The organism is Arthrobacter sp. MA-N2 (assembly GCF_000517125.1).
Taxonomy (GTDB): Bacteria; Actinomycetota; Actinomycetes; order Actinomycetales; family Micrococcaceae; genus Arthrobacter; species Arthrobacter methylotrophus.
The window spans coordinates 1,426,694-1,444,916 of the sequence record NZ_KI912155.1 but is presented as its reverse complement, the minus strand read 5'-3'; the positions used below and the strand labels follow the sequence as shown (position 1 = coordinate 1,444,916).

Genomic DNA, 18,223 nt, shown 5'->3' with positions numbered 1-18,223 from the left:
CCGCCTCCCCCACCCAACTAACTCGCATTAGATGTCGTTCTGAGGCGTTTTAGCGACAACAAGTGCGAGCTAGTTGGGCAGGGCGGGGCAGTTGGGTGGGTCCTGCAGGGTTTTACGAGTACACCTTTTCCAGAAATCCGCCCCAGGCCTTCGCGGTCACCCCGGAATCACCCCTGCCGCTGAAGTCGTGCACCGTCATGCCCACCGGGGCTCCAAAGGAGTTTCGGCCGAAGAAGCGGTACAGCGTATCCGACGTCCGCAGGCCGAGGAAGTGCTGGTTGGAGAAGTCAACCACCCCGCTCAGCCGCCCGACGCCGTCGACGTCCACCTCAACCGCTGAACCTTCCGCAATACCATCTACGCCGAGCGCCTTCTTCAGTTGCACGAAGCCCTCGGGCGTCTGGGACGACCCCGGACCTTGGATATCAGTGAAGACCACGGGCTTGCCGTCGAAGTATTGAAGGTACTGGCCCAAGGTATGCAGGTAGAACTCGGTGTGCTTGCTGGCGCCATCGTACTGGTCCTCCCAGTTGTCGGCGAAGATGCCGCTGTGGACATAGTGCAGCTTGGCCCGGCCGCCGTCGAGTGGTTCGAGTACGTGCTCGAGCTGGTTGAACCAGCCGTCCGGCCCGTCCATCCGGGTCACGAGGTGGCTGGGGTATTCGTCCACGGTCTTCACGGCGGGCCATTGATCGGTCGGAAACATCCAGGCCGAGGTGTCCTTGGTGACAGCCTGCCAGACCCGTTCAGGAGTGCCGGGCAGTTCAGTGTCGGCCACGATTTCGAATTCACGGTTGTCAGTCATTGTCCTGTTCCTTTTCTGGAGAGTGCCGTGTGTTTGTCTTGAGTGCGGGATGAAGTACGACGACGAGCCGATGCTTGCGTGCGCCGCTCGCCGTTTCGCTCGAAGCACCAGGGCCGCCGCGGTGGTACTTGTCGACGAGTCGGGTCACCGCGACGCCGAGCTCCTCGGCAAAGGCGGCGCGGTCCGCTGCGGAGCGGAAGGTGATCTCGCCGTCGATCGCAAAGCTCGCAAGCTTCTTCTTGTCCGCGGCCGCGCCCGCTATCAACTTGCCCATCTCCTGGACCGTCCGGGCCGCGAGCGCCAGGAGCCAGAAAGCGGAAAAGCGGTCCGAAAAGCGTCGGGGATCCGGCGCCACGGACGCGAGTGCCACAGGCGAGATCAGGTATGACGCCGCCGTCGCACGCAAGACGCGTTCGGTGACGTTGCCCTTCTTGCGCTCCTCCACCAGCTCCACCAGCCCGTGACGCTCCAGGGCTTTCAGGTGGTAGTTGATCTTCTGCCGGGGCAGGCCCACCTTGACCGCCAGCTGCGTGGCAGAACCAGGCTCGGCCAGTTCCTGCAGAATACGGGTGCGGATCGGGTCCAGCGACGCTTCCGCCGCGGCGGGATCCTCGATCACTTCGATGTCCAACATGCTTCCATTCTGCCTACCGACAACTTTTCTTGTCAAGAACTTTTTTCTCGTCGGAGGTTGCGGGACACCGTCAGAAGGAGCCCTGCCGGCCTGTACCGCTGCGGTCGGTGAAGGAGTACCCTGCGGGTATCACTGTCCGTGAGGTGCAAGATGAGGTCCAATAGTCCGCCCGCTGAGTCCGGAGCAAATCGGCCGCTCAGGCGTCGGAGGGGGCGGGTCCGGGACTGGGCGTTACGGCGTCCGGCCCTCGCTGCCTTGTCCATCGTCGCGATCATCGCATTTGTCGGTGCCGCCGTCTTTTTCGGCGTTTCCTGGTCCCGGTCCTTGGTGGCTGCGGGCACCCCCGCTGCAGCCGGCGCCTCGGCAGGGAATGCCGGCGCACCTGCGGGGGAAGCAGGGATTTCGAAGATCCAACACATCATTGTCATCATGCAAGAGAACCGTTCGTTCGACAGCTACTTCGGCACCTTCCCGGGAGCGGACGGGATACCGATGCAGAACGGCTCCCCCGCGGTGTGCGTTCCCGATCCGGCCCACGGCTCCTGCGCGAAACCGTATTACGATCCTTCGGACCGGAACTCCGGCGGACCGCACAGCCAGGTCAATGCGACGGCGGACATTGACGGCGGAAAAATGGACGGTTTCATCGCACAAGCCGAGAAAGCCTCAAGCAACTGCGCACCGAACGCCCCAGCCTGCGCGGGCGGCAACCGAAGCGACGTGATGGGCTACCACGATGGGAGTGACCTACCCAACTACTGGGCATATGCGAAGGACTTCACGCTTCAGGACCACATGTTCGAGCCCAACGCTTCGTGGAGTCTACCCGCCCACCTGTATATGGTCTCGGAATGGTCGGCCAAATGCAGCCGCTCGGGAGACCCGCAGTCCTGCGTCAACGCCCTTCAGAATCCCGGCAATCCGCCGGACTTTACCTCCGCGATCCAGTCCACCCTCATCGGCAAATGCCGGGCCGGCCTGCAGAACAAAGCCTGCCAGGACGCCCTCTCCGCGGCCGGGATCACCCCGGACATGGCCGCGCAACTACACACCCTCATCGTGCAGAACTGTGCCGGCGCGGATTCCTACACGAGCTGCCAGGCCGCAATCGACAAGGCGGCCTTCCCCGAGGCCCTCAAACAGAGACTGCTGGCCGCCGCCAAACTGCTGGCACCCCCTGACTACGCCTGGACGGACCTCACCTACCTGCTGCACCGGCAGAACGTGCCTTGGGCCTATTACGTCTTCAACGGCACCGAGCCCGACTGCCAGGACGACGCAGCAATGTCATGCGCTCCAGTAGCTCAGAACGCCAAAACACCGGGCATTTGGAATCCGCTCCCCTACTTCGACACCGTGAAGCAGGATGGCCAGCTCGGCAATATCCAGTCCCTGACCAACTTCTATACAGCCGCCAGCAAGGGTACCCTGCCTGCCGTGAGTTGGATCGACCCGACAGGAGCCGTCAGCGAACATCCCCCGGCACTGATCAGCACCGGACAGGCGTACGTCACGGGCCTGATCAACGCGGTCATGGCGGGTCCGGAGTGGAACAGCACAGCCATCTTCCTCTCGTGGGATGACTGGGGTGGCTTCTACGACCACGTGGCCCCGCCCACGGTGGACCAAGACGGGTACGGCCTTCGGGTTCCCGGAATCGTCATCAGCCCCTACGCCAAACGAGGCAACATTGACCACCAGATCCTCAGCCACGATGCCTATGCCAAGTTCATCGAAGACGATTTCCTGCATGGCCAACGCCTCGACCCCGCCACGGACGGACGCCCCGACCCCCGGCCCGACGTCCGTGAGAACAACCCCCAGCTCGGGAATCTGGTGAATGACTTCAACTTCAACCAGCAGCCGATCAAACCCGTCATCCTTTCGGGGGGCGCCACGTACTAGGCGCATACCGGACGCGGTCCCGGCAGGGGCGCCCGGGGCGCCCGGTCCGGCAGGGGCGCCCCGGGCGCGCCGGTAGAATAGACCGGTGATGCAATCCCCCCTTCCAGTGCGCGACGGCGTGAACGCCACCCGCCTGCGCCTCCCGGATGAGGGACCTTGGGACACTGCCATGGATTACATGATGCATCGCTGGGGACATATCGACCCGCAGGGTATCGAGGACAGGTTCGACGCCGGCGAGATTGTCGGCGAGAGCGGTGCGCCCCTTGACCGCCGCACCCCTCTCCAAGAACACACCTTCATCTGGTACTACCGCACCCTCCCCCCGGAGACGCGCATGCCAGTGGAGATCAGCATCCTGCATCAGGACGAGCACCTCCTGGTCGTCGACAAGCCCCACTTCCTGCCCACCACCCCGGGCGGGACCTACATTCAGGAATCGGCACTCGTCCGGCTCCGGAACCAGCTGGACCTGCCGGACCTCGTCCCGATGCACCGCCTCGACCGCATGACCGCCGGAGTCCTGCTGCTCTCCACGAACCCGGAGACCCGAGGAAAGTACCAGGTGCTCTTCGAGAAGCGTCAAGTGCAAAAAGAGTACGAGTGCGTCTCTGCCGCGGCACCCGCCGCAGGCTTTCCCGCCGTCGAGCTCCCGGCCGTTGTGCGCAACCGCATGACCAAGTCCCGCAGCTATCTCCTCGCCGAAGTGATCGACGGCGAACCCAACGCGGAAACCCGCATTGAGCTGCTGAGAACGTTCGACGGCGGCATGGCTCGCCGCGCGCTGTACCGGCTGGAGCCCCACACCGGCAAGACCCACCAGCTTCGGGTGCATATGGCATCGCTCGGGCTGGGAATCGTGAACGACGCGTTCTATCCCGAGCTCCTGGACAAGGCCCCGGACGACTACTCCAAGCCCTTGCAATTGCTGGCCCGCGGCATCCGCTTCGTTGACCCCATCACTGGGCGAGCCGTGGAATACCGGAGCGGCCTCGAGTTGGACGAAGCCCACCCCGCCTGACGGCCTCCCCCAACCCTCACCCGCGTATGTGAAGGAACATTGTCCACTTGAGGGCCATATCTGCAGGAGGGTTGGCCATGCAGCGGTCATACGTGAGCGAGCGTCCGGGCAAACACCCGCATACGTGAGCGTGCCCCTATGTTTTTTGTCAAGCTGCTGTGGGTGTTCGTGCTTGGTAGAGGGTTCCGTCTCGGAGCATGGCGTAGAGGGTGTCGCAGCGGCGTCTGGCGAGGGCGATGAGGGCTTGGTTGTGTCGTTTTCCTTCGGCTCGTTTGCGGTCGTAGTAGGCGCGCGAGAGCGGGTCTTTCAGTGCGGCGAAGGCGGAGAGGTAGAGGGCGCGTTTGAGGACTTTGTTGCCTTTCCGGGAGGCGCGGTCGGCACGGATGGAGGTCCCGGATCGCCAGGTCACCGGTGTCAGGCCTGCGTAAGATGCCAGGTGCGCCGCTGAGGCGAAGTCTTTCCCGACGACTTCGGTGAGGATCCGTGCTGCTGTCCTGACGCCGACCGCCGGCAGTGACGTCAGGACGTGGTGAAGAGGGTGGGCCTCCACGAGGGCTTCGACCTGGGCATAAACGGTAGCGCGGGCTTCGTGGAACGCGGCGAGCATGCCCGCGAGCTGGGGCAGCACGATCGTGGCGGCGTTCGTGCCGACCACGACCACGGTTTGCTTGCCCAAGGCCTCGATGATCTCATCGGCGAGGCGTTCGCCCATCCGGGGCGCGAGCTTTCCCAGCCGGTTCCCGATCCGGCGCCGGCCGGCATGACGCAAGGCCTCCGGGGTGGGCCAGGTCCGCAGCAGGTCCAGCACGGCAGGGTGGTCCAGGCGCGGGCCAAGAACACGCTCCAGTGCCGGGTGGATCTGGGTGAGCAGACCGCGGATCCGGTTGGAAGTCGCAGTGATCTGTTTGGCCAGGTCATCGTCGAAACCGCAGAGCATGCTCAGCTCGGCGAGCTGGGTGTCGGCGAGTTGGACCGAGCGCAGGGCGTGGGGCATGGTGCGTGCGGCGTCGGCGATGATGAACGCGTCCCGGGCATCGGTCTTCGCCTCTCCCGGGTGCAGATCCGCGATCCGCCGCATCGCCAGGCCCGGCAGGTAACCGACGGGCATGCCGGCGGCCTGGGCCACGGCCACCGGGAGCGCCCCGATCGTCGCGGGCTGATCGACGACCAGCAACGCCTGTCCGTGGCCTTGAAACTCGGCCAGGATCTCACGGATCCGGGCCTCGTCATTGGGCAATGCCCGGTCCAGCAGCTTCTTCCCGGCCCGGTCCAAGGCAACGGCGTGGTGTTCGCCCTTGCCGACGTCCAAGCCAATGAAAACGTCAACGGTTTCGTGGTTTCTGATCACCTGGCACCTCCAGTCGCGGGTCATCCTCCAGTGCCGGCCCGTCAGCGGTGTCAGGGCCCGGCATCCACGTTACGCACGACGATCCCAAACTGTCCTGCCCCTATTAGCGGTCTCCCTGGCACCTGCCAAGCCCCGGTGACAACACGCTCAGGATCATGCATCGACAGAGCGTCACAATCATGCCGGGACGGCAGGCCAACACACCCATATCCTGCACCAGGAAAGGGCTACGAAAAAGGTAACGAGCGTCCGACGAGCCGCCGAACACGGGGCGCTCGGGTTCGATCAGCCCTCCGGAACCCCAAACACATCCCGGAACACGTCGGTCATTTCTGCGCTGAACAACACAAACTCGACCAGGTCCAGCGCACCGGGACGGTCCGCGTCGAAGCGCCGGACGGCGTCGAGCGCTACAGTGGCGACTTCGCGCGCGCCCCAACCGTAGATCCCCGCGCTGATCGCAGGGAAGGCAATGGACCCCGCAGCGAGCGATTCGGCTACCCGCAAGCTCTCGCGGAAACACGAAGCCAGCAGTTCCGGGTCGCTCTGCCCCGCGTGCCGGTTGGGACCAACTGTGTGGATCACCCACCGCGCCGGCAATCTGAATCCAGGGGTGTGCACGGCCTGCCCCACGGGCAAACCGCCCGGATAATGCTCGCGAACCTCCATGCACGCCGCCAGGAGCTCCCGGCCTGCGGCCTGGTGGATGGCGCCGTCCACTCCGCCGCCACCCATCAAAGATGAGTTGGCCGCGTTGACGATCGCATCGACGTCGCGCGTGGTGATGTCGCCTTGCAGGATTTCGAGCCGCATGGCGCCAGTCTTGCACGACGCTCCGGCGGATGCACCAGAGTGCGGTACTTTGTGCCCATGGACATCACCACCGCCGATGGCTGGGGAGCCGCGATCTATGTCTGGATCATCCCCATGGTGGTGGGCGATGCCTTCTTCCCGCCCATCCCTTCGGAGATGCTGGTGATCACGGGTGGCGCACTTGCCGCGCAGGGCCAGGCCAATCTGTGGCTGGTGGGTTCGTTGGCCGCCGTCGCCTCTTGGCTGGGCGACATGATGGTTTTTCAACTCTTCAAACGCCGCTTGGGCCATATCCTGGACCGCTGGGTCTGGGGCCGCCGAGTCCATCAGGGCATCCACCGGGCCATCGCCAGGGCCGGCCGTTCCTCCACCTACGGCGCGATTATCGGCGCTCGGTTCATCCCGGGTGGCCGGCTTGCGGCGTCGGCCGCTTCGGGAATTGCCGAGGTTTCCTCCCGCGGTTTCAGTCTGTGCGCGGGCTTGGGCGGCCTGTTGTGGGCTACGTGGCAGGTCGGGCTGGGTTACTTTGCCGGCTCGACGACGAAGCTTCCGTTCTGGGCGAGCGCACTGATCGGCGTCGGCATGGGGTTGCTGATCGGCGTCGTGGTGGGTCTGATCGTGACGCGCCGCCGGGGAGACCGTTCGCCGGTTGACGAGCCGGGCCAGCCGCCCCATCTTTAGCTGCCCTTTCGACGGGCAGCGCCGTCACGCTGAGCGACTTTTTGGGGTGCCGCGCGTCGTTGTGCCGCGAATTTCAGGGGGCGTGCGCCGTCGACGTCCGCGAAAAGCTGCCGGGCGTGACGCGCTCCCCCGACGTCTGGCTCAGACCGGCGACCATTTCCCCCGCATACGGCGCAGCACGTAAAGGTTCCCTGTGAGGGCCACGCGTTCGACGGCGTCGCGCATCATGGCTGCCGACGCGCGGGCCTCGCTGTTCTCGCCCGGATAGTCGCGCGGCTCCACGAGGAAACGAAGGCTGATCTGGGGGACGCCGCCAACGATGTCCAATTGATTGGATTCGACGTGGTGTCGTGTTTCCATGGCCTTAACCGCCGCGGCCATCACCGATTCCGGTGGATTGCCCGGCTTGAGCCCGGTGATCTTCAACTTGGTTTGGAACGACGGCATCCCTCAACCCTAAACGCTCACTCACTTATGAACCCAGGTGGGTGGTTGCGCTTTGTCCTGAGCAAGCCTATCTTGGCAGGAAGGAGTGCCAGCATGCACGAACTCTCAATCACGCAGAGCCTTGTTGATGCCGTTCTGGAACGTACCGGAGAACGGACAGTCACCGGCGTGAATCTTAGAATTGGACCGCTTTCTGGCGTGCTGCCTGACGCCATGCGTTTTTGCTTCGACATTGTTTGCGCAGATACCCCGCTCGCCGGAGCACAACTGAAGATCGATGAACCACGAGGCCTGGCTCGATGCAGAAACTGCCGCACGGAATTTGAACTAAACGACCTGATCCTGCTTTGTCCATGCGGAAGCGCCGACGTCGAAGTGCTCAGCGGCCGCGAACTCATGGTGATGTCTGTGGAGGTGGCTTGAGAAATGTGTACAACATGCGGATGCGGCGACGAGACGAACACCAGGGTCTCTGCCCTCGATGGAGCAACGTTGGACCACCCGCACGAACACCCCCACAAACACCCGCATGACCATGACCACGAGCACCACCCCGAAACCATCACGCTCGAGCAAAACCTGCTCGCCAAAAACGACCTGCTCGCGGCGAGGAACCGCGGTTGGTTGGCCGGCCGCGGAATCCAGGCGCTGAACGTGATGAGTTCCCCCGGAGCGGGCAAGACCACCCTCCTTGTCCGGACGCTCACCGACCTCGGCGCGAAACTGCAGGCCGGCGTCATCGAGGGCGACCAGGAGACCTCCCTCGATGCAGACCGCATCCGGGCCGTTGGCCGTCCGGTCATCCAAATCAACACGGGAGCCGGCTGCCACCTCGACGCCGATATGCTGCAGCGAGGACTCGACGCCTTGGACCCGCAGCCGGGATCCACGGTCTTCGTCGAGAACGTCGGCAACCTCGTGTGTCCTGCACTCTTTGACCTCGGCGAAAATGCCAAGGTCGTCATCATTTCGGTGACGGAAGGCGATGATAAACCGCAGAAATACCCGCACATGTTCATGGCAGCCGATCTGGTGATCGTCAACAAATCCGACCTGCTCCCCTATGTTGATTTCGACGTCGACGATTGCTTGCGGCAGATCCGGCAGATCAACCCGCGCACCGATTTCCTGGTTCTCTCCGCCACTGCAGGTGACGGCCTTGCCGCTTGGTATGACTGGCTAGACGGCTCCACATCCCGGTCAGATTCCTTGACTGAATCTCTATCAGACGCACATTGAGCCCGGTTCGGGCCACTGAAAGAGGCAACGATGCCTACCGAAACTTCCCTCAAGGCCGAAGAAGCCCTTATTCACGTGCTGTGGATCAACGCCGGACTCAGTTGCGACGGCGATTCGGTCGCCTTGACGGCGGCCACCCAACCAAGCGTCGAGGAGATCGCGCTCGGCGCCCTGCCCGGCTTGCCACGCATCGCCATGCACTGGCCACTGATCGATTTCGAGTGCGGCCCCCAGGAGGGAGCCGATGACTTCCTCGAGTGGTTCCGGAAGGCTGACCGCGGTGAGCTGGAGCCTTTTGTCCTGGTGGTTGAGGGGTCCATCCCCAATGAAAAACTGCACGACGACGGCGGCTACTGGTGCGGATTCGGCAACGACGTCAACACCGGTCAACCGATAACTACGAGCGAGTGGTTGGACCGCCTCGCGCCAAAGGCCACCGCGATCATCGCCGCAGGAACATGCGCAACGTACGGCGGCATCCATGCGATGGCCGGCAATCCGACGGGCGCCATGGGAGTCCCCGACTACTTAGGCTACGACTGGAAGTCCAAGGCCGGCATCCCGATCGTCTGCGTGCCTGGCTGCCCCATCCAGCCGGACAACCTCTCCGAAACCATGACCTACCTGTTGTACCAGGCGACTGGGCAAGCCCCCATGATTCCGCTGGATGACGCACTGCGGCCAACGTGGTTGTTCGGCAAGACGGTCCATGAAGGCTGCGACCGTGCGGGCTATTACGAACAGGGCGATTTCGCCACCGAATACGGCTCGCCGAAGTGCATCGTCAAGCTCGGCTGCTGGGGTCCGGTGGTCAAGTGCAACGTCCCCAAGCGCGGCTGGATGAACGGCATCGGCGGTTGCCCGAACGTCGGCGGGATCTGCATCGGCTGCACCATGCCCGGCTTCCCGGACAAGTTCATGCCGTTCATGGACGAGCCTCCCGGAGGCAAGCTGTCCACCAACTCGATCAAGCCCTACGGCTCCGCGATCAGGGCACTGCGGAACATCACCACCCACACCCTGGACCAGGAGCCCAAGTGGCGCCGGCCCGGAAGCGAACTCCTTACTGGCGCGAAGCGCACTTGGTAACCACCCCCTCTTCCAGACAGGCGAAGCACAATGACCTCCACTATTCCGATGAATTCCGGGAGCGAAACGGGCAACAACAAGCTGGTGGAGATGAACTGGGACCCCATCACCAGGATCGTCGGCAGCCTCGGCATCTACACCAAGATCGATTTCGCGAACAACCAGGTTGTGGAATGCAAGAGCACGTCCTCAATCTTCCGGGGTTACTCCATCTTCATGAAGGGCAAGGACCCGCGGGACGCCCATTTCATCACCAGCCGGATCTGCGGGATCTGCGGCGACAACCACGCCACGTGTTCCTGTTACGCACAAAACATGGCCTATGGCGTGAAGCCGCCGAACCTCGGTGAATGGATTGTGAACCTGGGCGAGGCGGCCGAATACATGTTCGACCACAACATTTTCCAGGAAAACCTGGTGGGCGTGGACTACTGCGAAAAGATGGTGTCCGAAACCAACCCCGGCGTCCTGGCCAAGGCTGAGAACACCCGCGCACCGCACGAGGCCGAACACGGCTACCGCACCATCGCAGACATCATGCGCTCGTTGAACCCGTTCACGGGCGAGTTCTACCGTGAAGCCTTGCAGGTCAGCCGTGCCACACGTGAAATGTTCTGCCTCATGGAAGGCCGCCATGTGCACCCTTCCACGCTCTACCCGGGCGGCGTAGGAACGGTGGCCACCATCCAGTTGATGACGGACTACATCACGCGGCTCATGCGCTACGTCGAGTTCATGAAGAAGGTCGTCCCCATGCACGACGACCTGTTCGACTTCTTCTACGAAGCACTCCCTGGCTACGAACAAGTAGGCCTGCGCCGCACGCTGCTTGGTTGCTGGGGCTCCCTCCAGGATCCGGACTATTGCAATTTCGAATACAAGGACATGACGCAGTGGGGCCGGAAGATGTTCGTCACCCCGGGAGTGGTGGTGGACGGCAAGCTCGTCACCACAGACCTGGTTCGCATCAACCTGGGCATCCGGATCATGCTCGGGTCCTCCTATTACGAGGACTGGGAAGATCAGGAAATGTTCGTCACCCGCGATCCCCTGGGCAACCCGGTGGACCGCAGGCACCCGTGGAACCAGCACACCAACCCGAGGCCGCAAAAGCGGGATCTCTCGGAGAAGTACAGCTGGGTGATGTCTCCGCGGTGGTTCGACGGTCAGGACAACCTTGCACTGGACACGGGCGGCGGACCGCTGGCCCGGCTCTGGGCGACTGCGCTGGCCGGACTGGTGGATATCGGCTACATCAAGGCCACCGGAACCAGCGTGCAAATCAACCTGCCGAAGACCGCGTTGAAGGGTCCAGTGTCCTTCGAGTGGAAAGTTCCGCAGTGGAGCAACACCATCGAACGCAACCGGGCCCGGACCTACTTCCAGGCCTACGCCGCCGCGGCAGCCTTGCACTTCGCGGAAAAGGCTTTGGAGGAGATCCGTGCCGGGCGCACCAAGACCTGGGAAACCTTCACGGTCCCGGACGAAGCCATCAGCTGCGGTTTCACCGAGGCGGTGCGGGGCGTCCTGTCCCACCACATGGTGATCCGCGACGGCAAGATCGCCAACTACCACCCGTATCCCCCGACCCCATGGAACGCGAGCCCCACGGATTCGTCCGGAACCGCAGGACCTTACGAGGATGCCGTGCAAGGACAACCGATCTTCGAGGAGAATGATCGGGAGCATTTCAAAGGCATCGACATCATGCGCACGGTCCGCAGCTTCGACCCCTGCCTTCCTTGCGGCGTCCACATGTACCTGGGCAACGGCCAGACCTTGGAGAAGCTGCACTCCCCCACCCAGACCCTGACTGGGGAGTAAGAGCGCCATGCACGGCGGGGACCGGGCGCAGCAGGCGGGCGACAGAATCAGCACCCTCCTCGATGCCCTCGGCGCCGGCGGAGCAGTTGCCCGCGGACGCGCCGAGGACCTCGTGCGGGAGGTGACCGATCTCTACGGCGCCGGGCTCGAGCGGATCTTGGAAATCCTCGATGACCAAGGAAAGCTCGACGACGACACTCTCGGCGCGCTGGCCGCGGATGGGCTCGTGTCGGGCTTGTTGATCATCCACGGGCTGCACCCGCACAACCTGGAACAAAGAGTGGCCGCGGCGCTCGACAGTGTGAGGCCGTATCTCGGATCGCATGGCGGCGACGTGGAATTGTTGGACACCAGCCCGGAGGGCGTGGTGCGGTTGAAGCTGCTCGGCACGTGCCAGGGCTGCCCGTCGTCGTCGGTCACGCTCAAGTACGCCGTCGAGGAGGCGATCGAAACCGCAGCCCCTGAAGTGACTTCGATCGAAGTGGTCGAAGAGGAAAAGCATGCCGCCACGCCTGCGCTTATCCCCGTGGAAGCGCTCATGGTGCGGGTCGCCGATCTCGGGACGGCCGCCGTCGGGCCCCCGTCCCGAGAGCTTTCCGGATCGTGGGAGCCGGTGCCCGAGCTCGCGGGCCTTGAACCCGGCGAGGTGGCGGGCTTCCTCGTGGGCGATTACCCGGTGTTGGCCTGCCGGACGGGCCAGGACGTCTACGCTTACCGCGATTATTGCCCACGCTGCATGGGCTCCATGAAAGGGGCGGCCCTCCAACGGGCCCTCGCGGCTCCCACTGGCGGAGGCCTCTTGCGTTGTCCCAGCTGCCGCAGCCACTTCGACGTGCGTCGGGCCGGCGCCTGCCTTGAGGACAAGGCCGTGCATCTGGATCCCCTGCCCTTGTTGGTTCGCGACGGCGTGATGTCAGTGGCCGTCCCGGCGACCTCCGGGCATGGGAGCTGAGATGGCCGGCACGAGCGCAAACGGCCTGCCGCTTGCCTTGCTGCGCCGGATCGCCTCCGTGAGGCCGGCTCCGGCAGCCGGCGAGCGCTGCGAGATGTGCGGGGAGCCTATCCCCGACGAGCACCAGCACGTAGTGGACATCGAGAGCCATGCCATGATGTGCACCTGCCGGCCCTGCTATCTCCTGTTCACCGACAGTACCGCCCACTTGCGTTACCGTTCCGTTCCGGACAGGTACCTCTCCTTCCCGGACTTCGAGCTTGGTCCAGGCCAGTGGGATGAGCTGGAGATTCCCGTGGGCTTGGCCTTCTTCTTCCGGAGTTCCACGCTTGATCGGACGGTCGCGTTCTATCCCGGTCCCGCAGGCGCGACCGAATCCGAACTCCCCCTCGACGCCTGGGACGCCGTGTTGGCACGCAATCCCGCGCTTTCCGTGGCTGCTCCGGACACCGAGGCGCTCCTGATCCGGGGCCCCGGCGCCGATCGTCCGCAGGCGGATTGCCATCTGGTCCCCGTGGACGCCTGTTACGAACTGGTCGGGCAGCTCCGGCGCGTCTGGCGAGGGTTCGACGGCGGACAAGAGGCCCGCGATCAGCTCGCCGAATTCTTCGCGCGGGTCGGCTCGCGAAGCAAGCCCCTTCGCGAGGACAACCGCGGCCACGACGACAGCCGCATGTCCGTGCCGGGAGGCCCGCAATGACAATGCTCGCCTTCACTGTGCTGGATGTCCACCCCGAGCCATACGCTGCTGCCCCGCAGCTAACGGCCCGGCTGCGGGTGACGGAGTCCACCGGCGCCCAGGTGCACGCCATCGCGCTGCGCTGCCAAGTGCGCATCCTCCCCCAGCGCCGCGGCTACGCTCCGGAGGAGGAACCGGGCCTGCTTGACCTGTTTGGCGAGCGCGGCCGGTGGCCGTCCACCCTGAAGTCTTTCCTGTGGTTGCAGTGCAGCACCATGGTGCAGGGGTTCACTGGTGCCGCCGACGTCGACCTCGCGCTGCCGTGCACCTTCGACTTCGACGTCGCGGCCTCTAAGTACCTCCACGCCCTGCGCGAGGGCGAGATCCCGCTTGAGTTCCTGTTCTCCGGCACCGTCTTCACGAAGGGCCTGACAGGGTTCGGTGTGGAACAAGTGCCGTGGGACCTTGAGGCGTCCTACCGCCTTCCTGTCGCTGCGTGGCACCAGTTGATGGACCTCTATTTTCCCAACACCGGGTGGATCCGCCTGGACCGGGAGGTGCTCGCGGCGCTGTCGCGGTACAAATCGGCGCGGGGCCTCACCTCATGGGACGAGACCGTGGAGGCGTTGCTTTCCGGCAACACCGCGGTGGCGGGAGAGGCGTTGCCATGAACATGAGCCTGAGCCTTGCACGCGCCGTCGCGGACGCCGTCCTCTACGAGGGCTATCTGCTGTACCCCTACCGCGCATCCTCGCAGAAGAACCAGTCCCGCTGGCAGTTCGGGATCCTGGGTCCGCCGGGGGCGGCTCTGGCAGGGGCGGGGGAAGAGCCGGACATGTTCGCCGATTGCCTCCTCAACCCGGGTCCGCAGGCCGCAGTGGAGGTCCACCTCCGCTTCCTGCAGCTTCAGAGCCGCACGGTGGAAAAAGCGGTCGACGGCGGAGGGTTCAGTCCCGTGGACGAGCTCACCATCGGGGCCAGGCGTTGGCTGAGCTGGGACGAAGCGATCGAGCAGGAAGTCACGTTGGGGCCGTTTTCCGTGGCTGATTTGATGGCAGCGGGCGGGCTCTTGCTTGTACCGGTCGAGATCGCCGGCGGCACCGACGTCGAGGATTTGGACTCGGACGCCGCGGACCCTGAGGCCGCGGGTGCGGCGACGCTGGCCGGCCGCCTGGTGCGCCGCCGTCGTGCGCTCCACGGTGACGTCCAGCTGGAAGCCGCCCGCGTCGACAACGGACTGGTCCGATTGCGCGTGACCGCCGTCAACACCGCCAGTGCGCTGCCGGAACCGGTGGGCAAACAGGACGCCATAGCCCTCTCGTTCATCGGAACGCACGTGCTTTTGAGTGCACATGATGCCGATTTTGTTTCGCTTCTCGACCCCCCGGACGCGGCGCTTGGAGCCGTTCAATCGTGTGCCCAGCACCGTTGCTGGCCTGTGCTTGCCGGTCCGGAGGGGCAATGTGATGTGCTTCTGGTCTCGCCGATCATCCTGTACGACCACCCCGTGGTAGCCCCGGAAAGTTCAGTGGCCTTGTACGACTCCACCGAGATCGACGAGATCCTGACGCTGCGGGTGTTGACGCTCACTGAAGAAGAGAAGGCCGAGGCCCGGGCCACCGACCCGCGCGCGGCGGCGATCATCGACCGCTGCGAGGCCATGTCCCCCGAAGAACTGCAGCAGCTTCACGGAATCCTGCGCAACCCGCATTCCTTAGCCCCCGATACCGCCGAGGAGCTGCCCTGGTGGGAACCCGAGGCGGAGGCAAGGGTCCATCCGGAAGTGGACTCCGTCGTGATCAAAGGTGTTCCGGTGGCGCGCGGCAGCCGGGTGCGGGTCAATCCCCGGAGGCGGGCGGATGCGCAGGACCTGTTCTTCGCCGGCCAGACAGGAAGGGTCACCAGCGTACATTTCGACGTCGACGGCAGCACCCACGTTGGTTTGGTGCTCGAGCAGGACCCGGCAGCGGACCTCCATGAAGGCTACGGCAGGTCCTTCTACTACGCGCCCGATGAGCTTGAACCATTGGAACCGCTTGGATCGGTGCTGCCCGGCAACGATTCGACAATGCAGGAAGGAAAGGAAGGTCCGTGATGAGGGTTATAGGAATGGCGACCGTCTGGCTGCTTGCCGCTGTGGGTCTTGGCGCGGTCTATGTGGGACTTCGTTCAATCCCGGACATCCAGCGCTACATGAAGGTGCGCCGGATGTGAACGCCGTGCCTGCTGAAGTGCCTGCCGTGCCTGCGCTGAAAGCGGCAGCCCGCGTCTTGGTGGCAGGCGTGGGCAATATTTTCCTGCGCGACGACGGCTTCGGCCCCGAGGTGGCACAGCAATTGGCGTCCGATTCCCGGCTGTCGGGGTCCAAGGTCCGGGTGGTGGATTACGGGATCCGGGGGATGCATTTGGCCTACGATCTGCTCGACGGAGTGGAGGTCCTGGTCCTCGTGGACGCGGTGCCGGCCGAGGAAAATGGGGAGCGGACGGGTTCCCCGGCGGGGAGCGTTCGGGTGATGGGAATCCGTTCTGAGCATCTCGACGGGCGCGCGGCTTTGGACCCGCACGGTATGAATCCCGCAGCAGTGCTGGGGCGGCTTCGCACGCTCGGCGGGGAATTGCCCACCACGTACGTCGTGGGCTGCGTGCCCGCGGATGTGAGCGAGGGAATCGGATTGTCAGACCCGGTGTCCGCCGCCGTGCCCGGGGCCGTTTCCGCCGTCGTGTCCCTCCTCGCCCGCCATGTCCTCGTCAACCCATCCTTTACGGCTTGAAGGAGCGTCCATCATGTGCCTTGGAATACCGGGCCAGGTAATCGAGCTTCTCGACGGTTATGGCAACCAGCTCGCGCTTGTGGACGTGGCGGGGGTACACCGGAAAATCAACATCGGGCTCCTGGACGACGGTCCGCTGGAGCCCGGCAGCTGGGTCCTCATTCATATGGGATTCGCCTTGGAGCGCGTGGATGCCGAAGGCGCAGAACGTGCCCTCAGCGGTTTGGAGTTGATGGGGCAGTCACGGGAACCGCAAGCGGAAGCCGGGGAGGCCGCCGTCGAGAGGTGACATGCCAGGGCATTATCTGGTCATTGCGTACGAGACAACGGCCATGGTGGCTGTCGCGAGCACCCCGAGCAGCACATATGAGACGATCCTGAACCGGCGGGTGCGCCGGCGCTCCTTCTCTAAGTATCGGTATCGCATTGAATTTCTATTTCCATCCCCATCGTGCCCAATGTCGAGAGCTCTTTCGAGACCACCCTAAAGGTTCGGGTGGTTTGACAAGGTTAGTAATGAATAATGTCGTCCTGCTGAGGTCTTAATACGGCAGGTAGATTCATCACTTCGCGATTTTGGGGCGCAGGGAGGAGATCTCCTGCTAATCTACTTCTGCGCCCTTGAAATTCTTTATTGGGGGGCAGTTTCCGGGGGAGGCCCCTCTTTTGATCCCCCCTGGTCGAAGAAGCGGGCCTCCCCTGGTTAATTCCGTCATGCAGACCAGCGGGCCGCGGCGCAGCCCACATCTTATTCAATGGCCCGACTTCGAGCGGGATCTGGTTAGTTGAATCAACCGAGATTATTCGATCACTTCTTCCGTTTCCTAATTACTAAGATGCCTGATTAATTCTTGCGCAGGTGGTTTTCCCTTGAGATCGCTCCCTTTCCTGTTCACCGTGGCTGCCATGATTGCATGGGCAGGCCTTGGAGTTGGGAGCAATGTTCCGGACGGGGTTTCCGACGGGGCATTTCCGGCGGGGGGTGTAATTCTCCGCGGTATTTGGCGTGTATTTCGCGGCGTTATATGGCGCGGTCGCTGCGTTCGCGCAGGGTTTCGCGGGCTGCTTCGACGCTTCCTTGGTGATGCTGTTGAGCTGGCCTCCTCGATGATGAGGAGTTCGGTCAGGCCGGATGCCCGGGAGTCGCGGTGCTCGAAGACGTCGATGTTGCCTTCCCAGGCGTTCGACGGCAAATGAGAGCTTCTGGCACGTCCGGGGTAGTTGCCGGTCGATCTCTCGGGGGCTGATGGTCACGGTGAGGTCCAGAATGCCGTTCTGGCTTCGAGCACGCGGGCAGGGACGGGCTCGGCGTTGGTTTGCCCGGTCCGTTGCCATTGTTCCCATTCGGTCGCGCTGCCGGAGCAGTGCCGCGCGGTCTTCGGCCGACAGCCGATCCTTCATGACCAGGCAGCCGCCTGCTGGTGGCGGTAGAGCACCGCGCGGCTCCAGCCGACGAGCCGGGCCGCGTCCTCAGCGGAGCGTCCCTTCGCGCGGGCGTCCGACGCGATCGCGAGCTTGTCGGGGGTCGTATTCGACCGTGCGAGACTACGTGCGGGTCCGACGGGCGCAGATCGATGTAGAAGCCGGCCGCCGGGTGGAGGTGTTTGTCCCGCAGGAACACGCCCCGGGCGCGGAGGCCGAGGTGGACTTCGGTGAACTCTGGGTCGTCCTGAACGGGGTGAAGACGAAGTGCTGCATGTTCGTCTTTCGGCTCTCCCACTCCGGCAAGGCCATCAACCGGATCTCCCCGACGCAGGCCCGGGAAGCCTTTCTGGAAGGCCATATTGTGGCGTTCAGCGAGATCGGTAGCGTGCCGGTCAGGCAAATCCGCTATAACAATCTCACCAGCGCCGTCACCGCCGTGGTGTTTGGGCAGGGCCAGCAGCGGCAGGAGAACGACCGGTGGGTGCTGTTCCGCTCCCACTACCCGTTTACTGAACTACGACACGCGTTTGTGCTGGTTGACGCCTAGATTCTGGTTCGCTGACTACGGTCTGTCTTGTGATGAGCGAAGA

18 protein-coding genes and 3 pseudogenes are annotated in these 18,223 nt (G+C 63.9%); 15 read left to right on the top strand and 6 right to left on the bottom strand.

The features are described 5' to 3' along the window. Positions 1-112: 112 nt before the first annotated feature. The gene (locus A3M3_RS0107395) at positions 113-805 is read right to left on the bottom strand and encodes an SRPBCC family protein (protein ID WP_028265812.1); all 693 of its coding nucleotides are present in this window, start codon (positions 803-805) and stop codon (positions 113-115) included. Further along, positions 798-1,439: an ArsR/SmtB family transcription factor gene (locus tag A3M3_RS0107390; protein ID WP_028265811.1), complete on the bottom strand. Its 642-nt coding sequence runs from the start codon at positions 1,437-1,439 to the stop codon at positions 798-800. Before A3M3_RS0107390 ends, A3M3_RS0107395 begins: the two co-directional genes overlap by 8 nt. Before the next feature lie 150 nt (positions 1,440-1,589). Between A3M3_RS0107390 and A3M3_RS24120 the strand changes: the two genes are divergently transcribed. Both A3M3_RS24120 and A3M3_RS0107380 read left to right on the top strand, forming a co-directional pair. Further along, the gene (locus A3M3_RS24120) at positions 1,590-3,344 is read left to right on the top strand and encodes an alkaline phosphatase family protein (RefSeq protein ID WP_081736721.1); all 1,755 of its coding nucleotides are present in this window, start codon (positions 1,590-1,592) and stop codon (positions 3,342-3,344) included. An 88-nt stretch (positions 3,345-3,432) separates the two neighbouring features. Further along, positions 3,433-4,365, top strand: a complete 933-nt coding sequence (locus tag A3M3_RS0107380; protein WP_028265810.1) for an RluA family pseudouridine synthase — start codon at positions 3,433-3,435, stop codon at positions 4,363-4,365. A gap of 148 nt (positions 4,366-4,513) precedes the next feature. Here A3M3_RS0107380 and A3M3_RS0107375 read toward each other — a convergent pair. Continuing rightward, a pseudogene (locus tag A3M3_RS0107375) lies at positions 4,514-5,777 on the bottom strand (IS110 family transposase). A gap of 221 nt (positions 5,778-5,998) precedes the next feature. Further along, a complete protein-coding gene (locus tag A3M3_RS0107370) occupies positions 5,999-6,526 on the bottom strand; it encodes an O-acetyl-ADP-ribose deacetylase (RefSeq protein ID WP_028265809.1) in 528 nt (175 codons plus the stop codon). Between the two features lie 57 nt (positions 6,527-6,583). Between A3M3_RS0107370 and A3M3_RS0107365 the strand changes: the two genes are divergently transcribed. Then, positions 6,584-7,207 (top strand): DedA family protein, encoded by a 624-nt coding sequence (locus tag A3M3_RS0107365; protein ID WP_028265808.1) that lies wholly within the window; start codon positions 6,584-6,586, stop codon positions 7,205-7,207. 141 nt (positions 7,208-7,348) lie between these two features. On the opposite strand, the gene A3M3_RS0107360 is transcribed toward A3M3_RS0107365, so the two are convergent. Next, positions 7,349-7,654: a hypothetical protein gene (locus tag A3M3_RS0107360; RefSeq protein WP_028265807.1), complete on the bottom strand. Its 306-nt coding sequence runs from the start codon at positions 7,652-7,654 to the stop codon at positions 7,349-7,351. Between the two features lie 93 nt (positions 7,655-7,747). Here A3M3_RS0107360 and A3M3_RS0107355 point away from each other — a divergent pair, with 93 nt between their 5' ends. The 11 genes from A3M3_RS0107355 to A3M3_RS0107305 are packed head-to-tail and all read left to right on the top strand — an operon-like array spanning position 7,748 to position 16,497. After that, a complete protein-coding gene (locus A3M3_RS0107355) occupies positions 7,748-8,077 on the top strand; it encodes a hydrogenase maturation nickel metallochaperone HypA/HybF (RefSeq protein ID WP_028265806.1) in 330 nt (109 codons plus the stop codon). 3 nt (positions 8,078-8,080) lie between these two features. Then, positions 8,081-8,893, top strand: coding sequence for a hydrogenase nickel incorporation protein HypB (gene hypB, locus A3M3_RS0107350; protein WP_028265805.1), 813 nt, complete (start codon positions 8,081-8,083; stop codon positions 8,891-8,893). A 30-nt stretch (positions 8,894-8,923) separates the two neighbouring features. After that, positions 8,924-9,982: a hydrogenase expression protein HypE gene (locus A3M3_RS0107345; protein WP_028265804.1), complete on the top strand. Its 1,059-nt coding sequence runs from the start codon at positions 8,924-8,926 to the stop codon at positions 9,980-9,982. Between the two features lie 30 nt (positions 9,983-10,012). Next, positions 10,013-11,806, top strand: a complete 1,794-nt coding sequence (locus A3M3_RS0107340) for a nickel-dependent hydrogenase large subunit (protein ID WP_028265803.1) — start codon at positions 10,013-10,015, stop codon at positions 11,804-11,806. Positions 11,807-11,813: 7 nt separating this feature from the next. Continuing rightward, on the top strand, positions 11,814-12,758 hold the full coding sequence (locus A3M3_RS0107335; protein ID WP_035741479.1) for a NifU family protein: 945 nt from the start codon (positions 11,814-11,816) through the stop codon (positions 12,756-12,758). A 1-nt stretch (position 12,759) separates the two neighbouring features. Next, positions 12,760-13,458, top strand: a complete 699-nt coding sequence (locus A3M3_RS24115) for a DUF5947 family protein (RefSeq protein WP_051422995.1) — start codon at positions 12,760-12,762, stop codon at positions 13,456-13,458. Next, a complete protein-coding gene (locus tag A3M3_RS0107325; protein ID WP_028265801.1) occupies positions 13,455-14,108 on the top strand; it encodes a DUF6084 family protein in 654 nt (217 codons plus the stop codon). Before A3M3_RS24115 ends, A3M3_RS0107325 begins: the two co-directional genes overlap by 4 nt. Further along, positions 14,105-15,532, top strand: coding sequence for a hypothetical protein (locus A3M3_RS24110; protein ID WP_051422993.1), 1,428 nt, complete (start codon positions 14,105-14,107; stop codon positions 15,530-15,532). Before A3M3_RS0107325 ends, A3M3_RS24110 begins: the two co-directional genes overlap by 4 nt. After that, positions 15,532-15,651: a DUF6893 family small protein gene (locus tag A3M3_RS29235; RefSeq protein WP_028265800.1), complete on the top strand. Its 120-nt coding sequence runs from the start codon at positions 15,532-15,534 to the stop codon at positions 15,649-15,651. Before A3M3_RS24110 ends, A3M3_RS29235 begins: the two co-directional genes overlap by 1 nt. Then, positions 15,648-16,208, top strand: coding sequence for a hydrogenase maturation protease (locus A3M3_RS0107310; protein WP_231497203.1), 561 nt, complete (start codon positions 15,648-15,650; stop codon positions 16,206-16,208). The genes A3M3_RS29235 and A3M3_RS0107310 overlap by 4 nt, the downstream gene beginning before the upstream one ends. A 13-nt stretch (positions 16,209-16,221) precedes the next feature. Continuing rightward, a complete protein-coding gene (locus tag A3M3_RS0107305; RefSeq protein ID WP_028265798.1) occupies positions 16,222-16,497 on the top strand; it encodes a HypC/HybG/HupF family hydrogenase formation chaperone in 276 nt (91 codons plus the stop codon). A gap of 1,108 nt (positions 16,498-17,605) precedes the next feature. Here A3M3_RS0107305 and A3M3_RS28785 read toward each other — a convergent pair. Then, positions 17,606-17,728 (bottom strand): annotated as a pseudogene (locus tag A3M3_RS28785) (recombinase family protein); the annotation flags it as partial. Positions 17,729-17,733: 5 nt separating this feature from the next. Here A3M3_RS28785 and A3M3_RS24105 point away from each other — a divergent pair. Beyond that, positions 17,734-18,132: pseudogene (locus A3M3_RS24105) on the top strand (IS21 family transposase); the annotation flags it as partial. Positions 18,133-18,223: the final 91 nt, after the last annotated feature.

Coding starts and splice junctions, on each gene's coding strand:
- A3M3_RS0107340 (WP_028265803.1), top strand. CDS start 10,013: ATGACCTCCACTATTCCGATGAATTCCGGGAGCGAAACGGGCAACAAC.
- A3M3_RS0107395 (WP_028265812.1), bottom strand. CDS start 805: ATGACTGACAACCGTGAATTCGAAATCGTGGCCGACACTGAACTGCCC.
- A3M3_RS0107360 (WP_028265807.1), bottom strand. CDS start 7,654: ATGCCGTCGTTCCAAACCAAGTTGAAGATCACCGGGCTCAAGCCGGGC.
- A3M3_RS0107305 (WP_028265798.1), top strand. CDS start 16,222: ATGTGCCTTGGAATACCGGGCCAGGTAATCGAGCTTCTCGACGGTTAT.
- A3M3_RS0107380 (WP_028265810.1), top strand. CDS start 3,433: ATGCAATCCCCCCTTCCAGTGCGCGACGGCGTGAACGCCACCCGCCTG.
- A3M3_RS0107335 (WP_035741479.1), top strand. CDS start 11,814: ATGCACGGCGGGGACCGGGCGCAGCAGGCGGGCGACAGAATCAGCACC.
- A3M3_RS0107365 (WP_028265808.1), top strand. CDS start 6,584: ATGGACATCACCACCGCCGATGGCTGGGGAGCCGCGATCTATGTCTGG.
- A3M3_RS0107355 (WP_028265806.1), top strand. CDS start 7,748: ATGCACGAACTCTCAATCACGCAGAGCCTTGTTGATGCCGTTCTGGAA.
- hypB (WP_028265805.1), top strand. CDS start 8,081: ATGTGTACAACATGCGGATGCGGCGACGAGACGAACACCAGGGTCTCT.
- A3M3_RS0107370 (WP_028265809.1), bottom strand. CDS start 6,526: ATGCGGCTCGAAATCCTGCAAGGCGACATCACCACGCGCGACGTCGAT.
- A3M3_RS0107345 (WP_028265804.1), top strand. CDS start 8,924: ATGCCTACCGAAACTTCCCTCAAGGCCGAAGAAGCCCTTATTCACGTG.
- A3M3_RS29235 (WP_028265800.1), top strand. CDS start 15,532: ATGAGGGTTATAGGAATGGCGACCGTCTGGCTGCTTGCCGCTGTGGGT.
- A3M3_RS24115 (WP_051422995.1), top strand. CDS start 12,760: ATGGCCGGCACGAGCGCAAACGGCCTGCCGCTTGCCTTGCTGCGCCGG.
- A3M3_RS24110 (WP_051422993.1), top strand. CDS start 14,105: ATGAACATGAGCCTGAGCCTTGCACGCGCCGTCGCGGACGCCGTCCTC.
- A3M3_RS0107390 (WP_028265811.1), bottom strand. CDS start 1,439: ATGTTGGACATCGAAGTGATCGAGGATCCCGCCGCGGCGGAAGCGTCG.
- A3M3_RS24120 (WP_081736721.1), top strand. CDS start 1,590: ATGAGGTCCAATAGTCCGCCCGCTGAGTCCGGAGCAAATCGGCCGCTC.
- A3M3_RS0107325 (WP_028265801.1), top strand. CDS start 13,455: ATGACAATGCTCGCCTTCACTGTGCTGGATGTCCACCCCGAGCCATAC.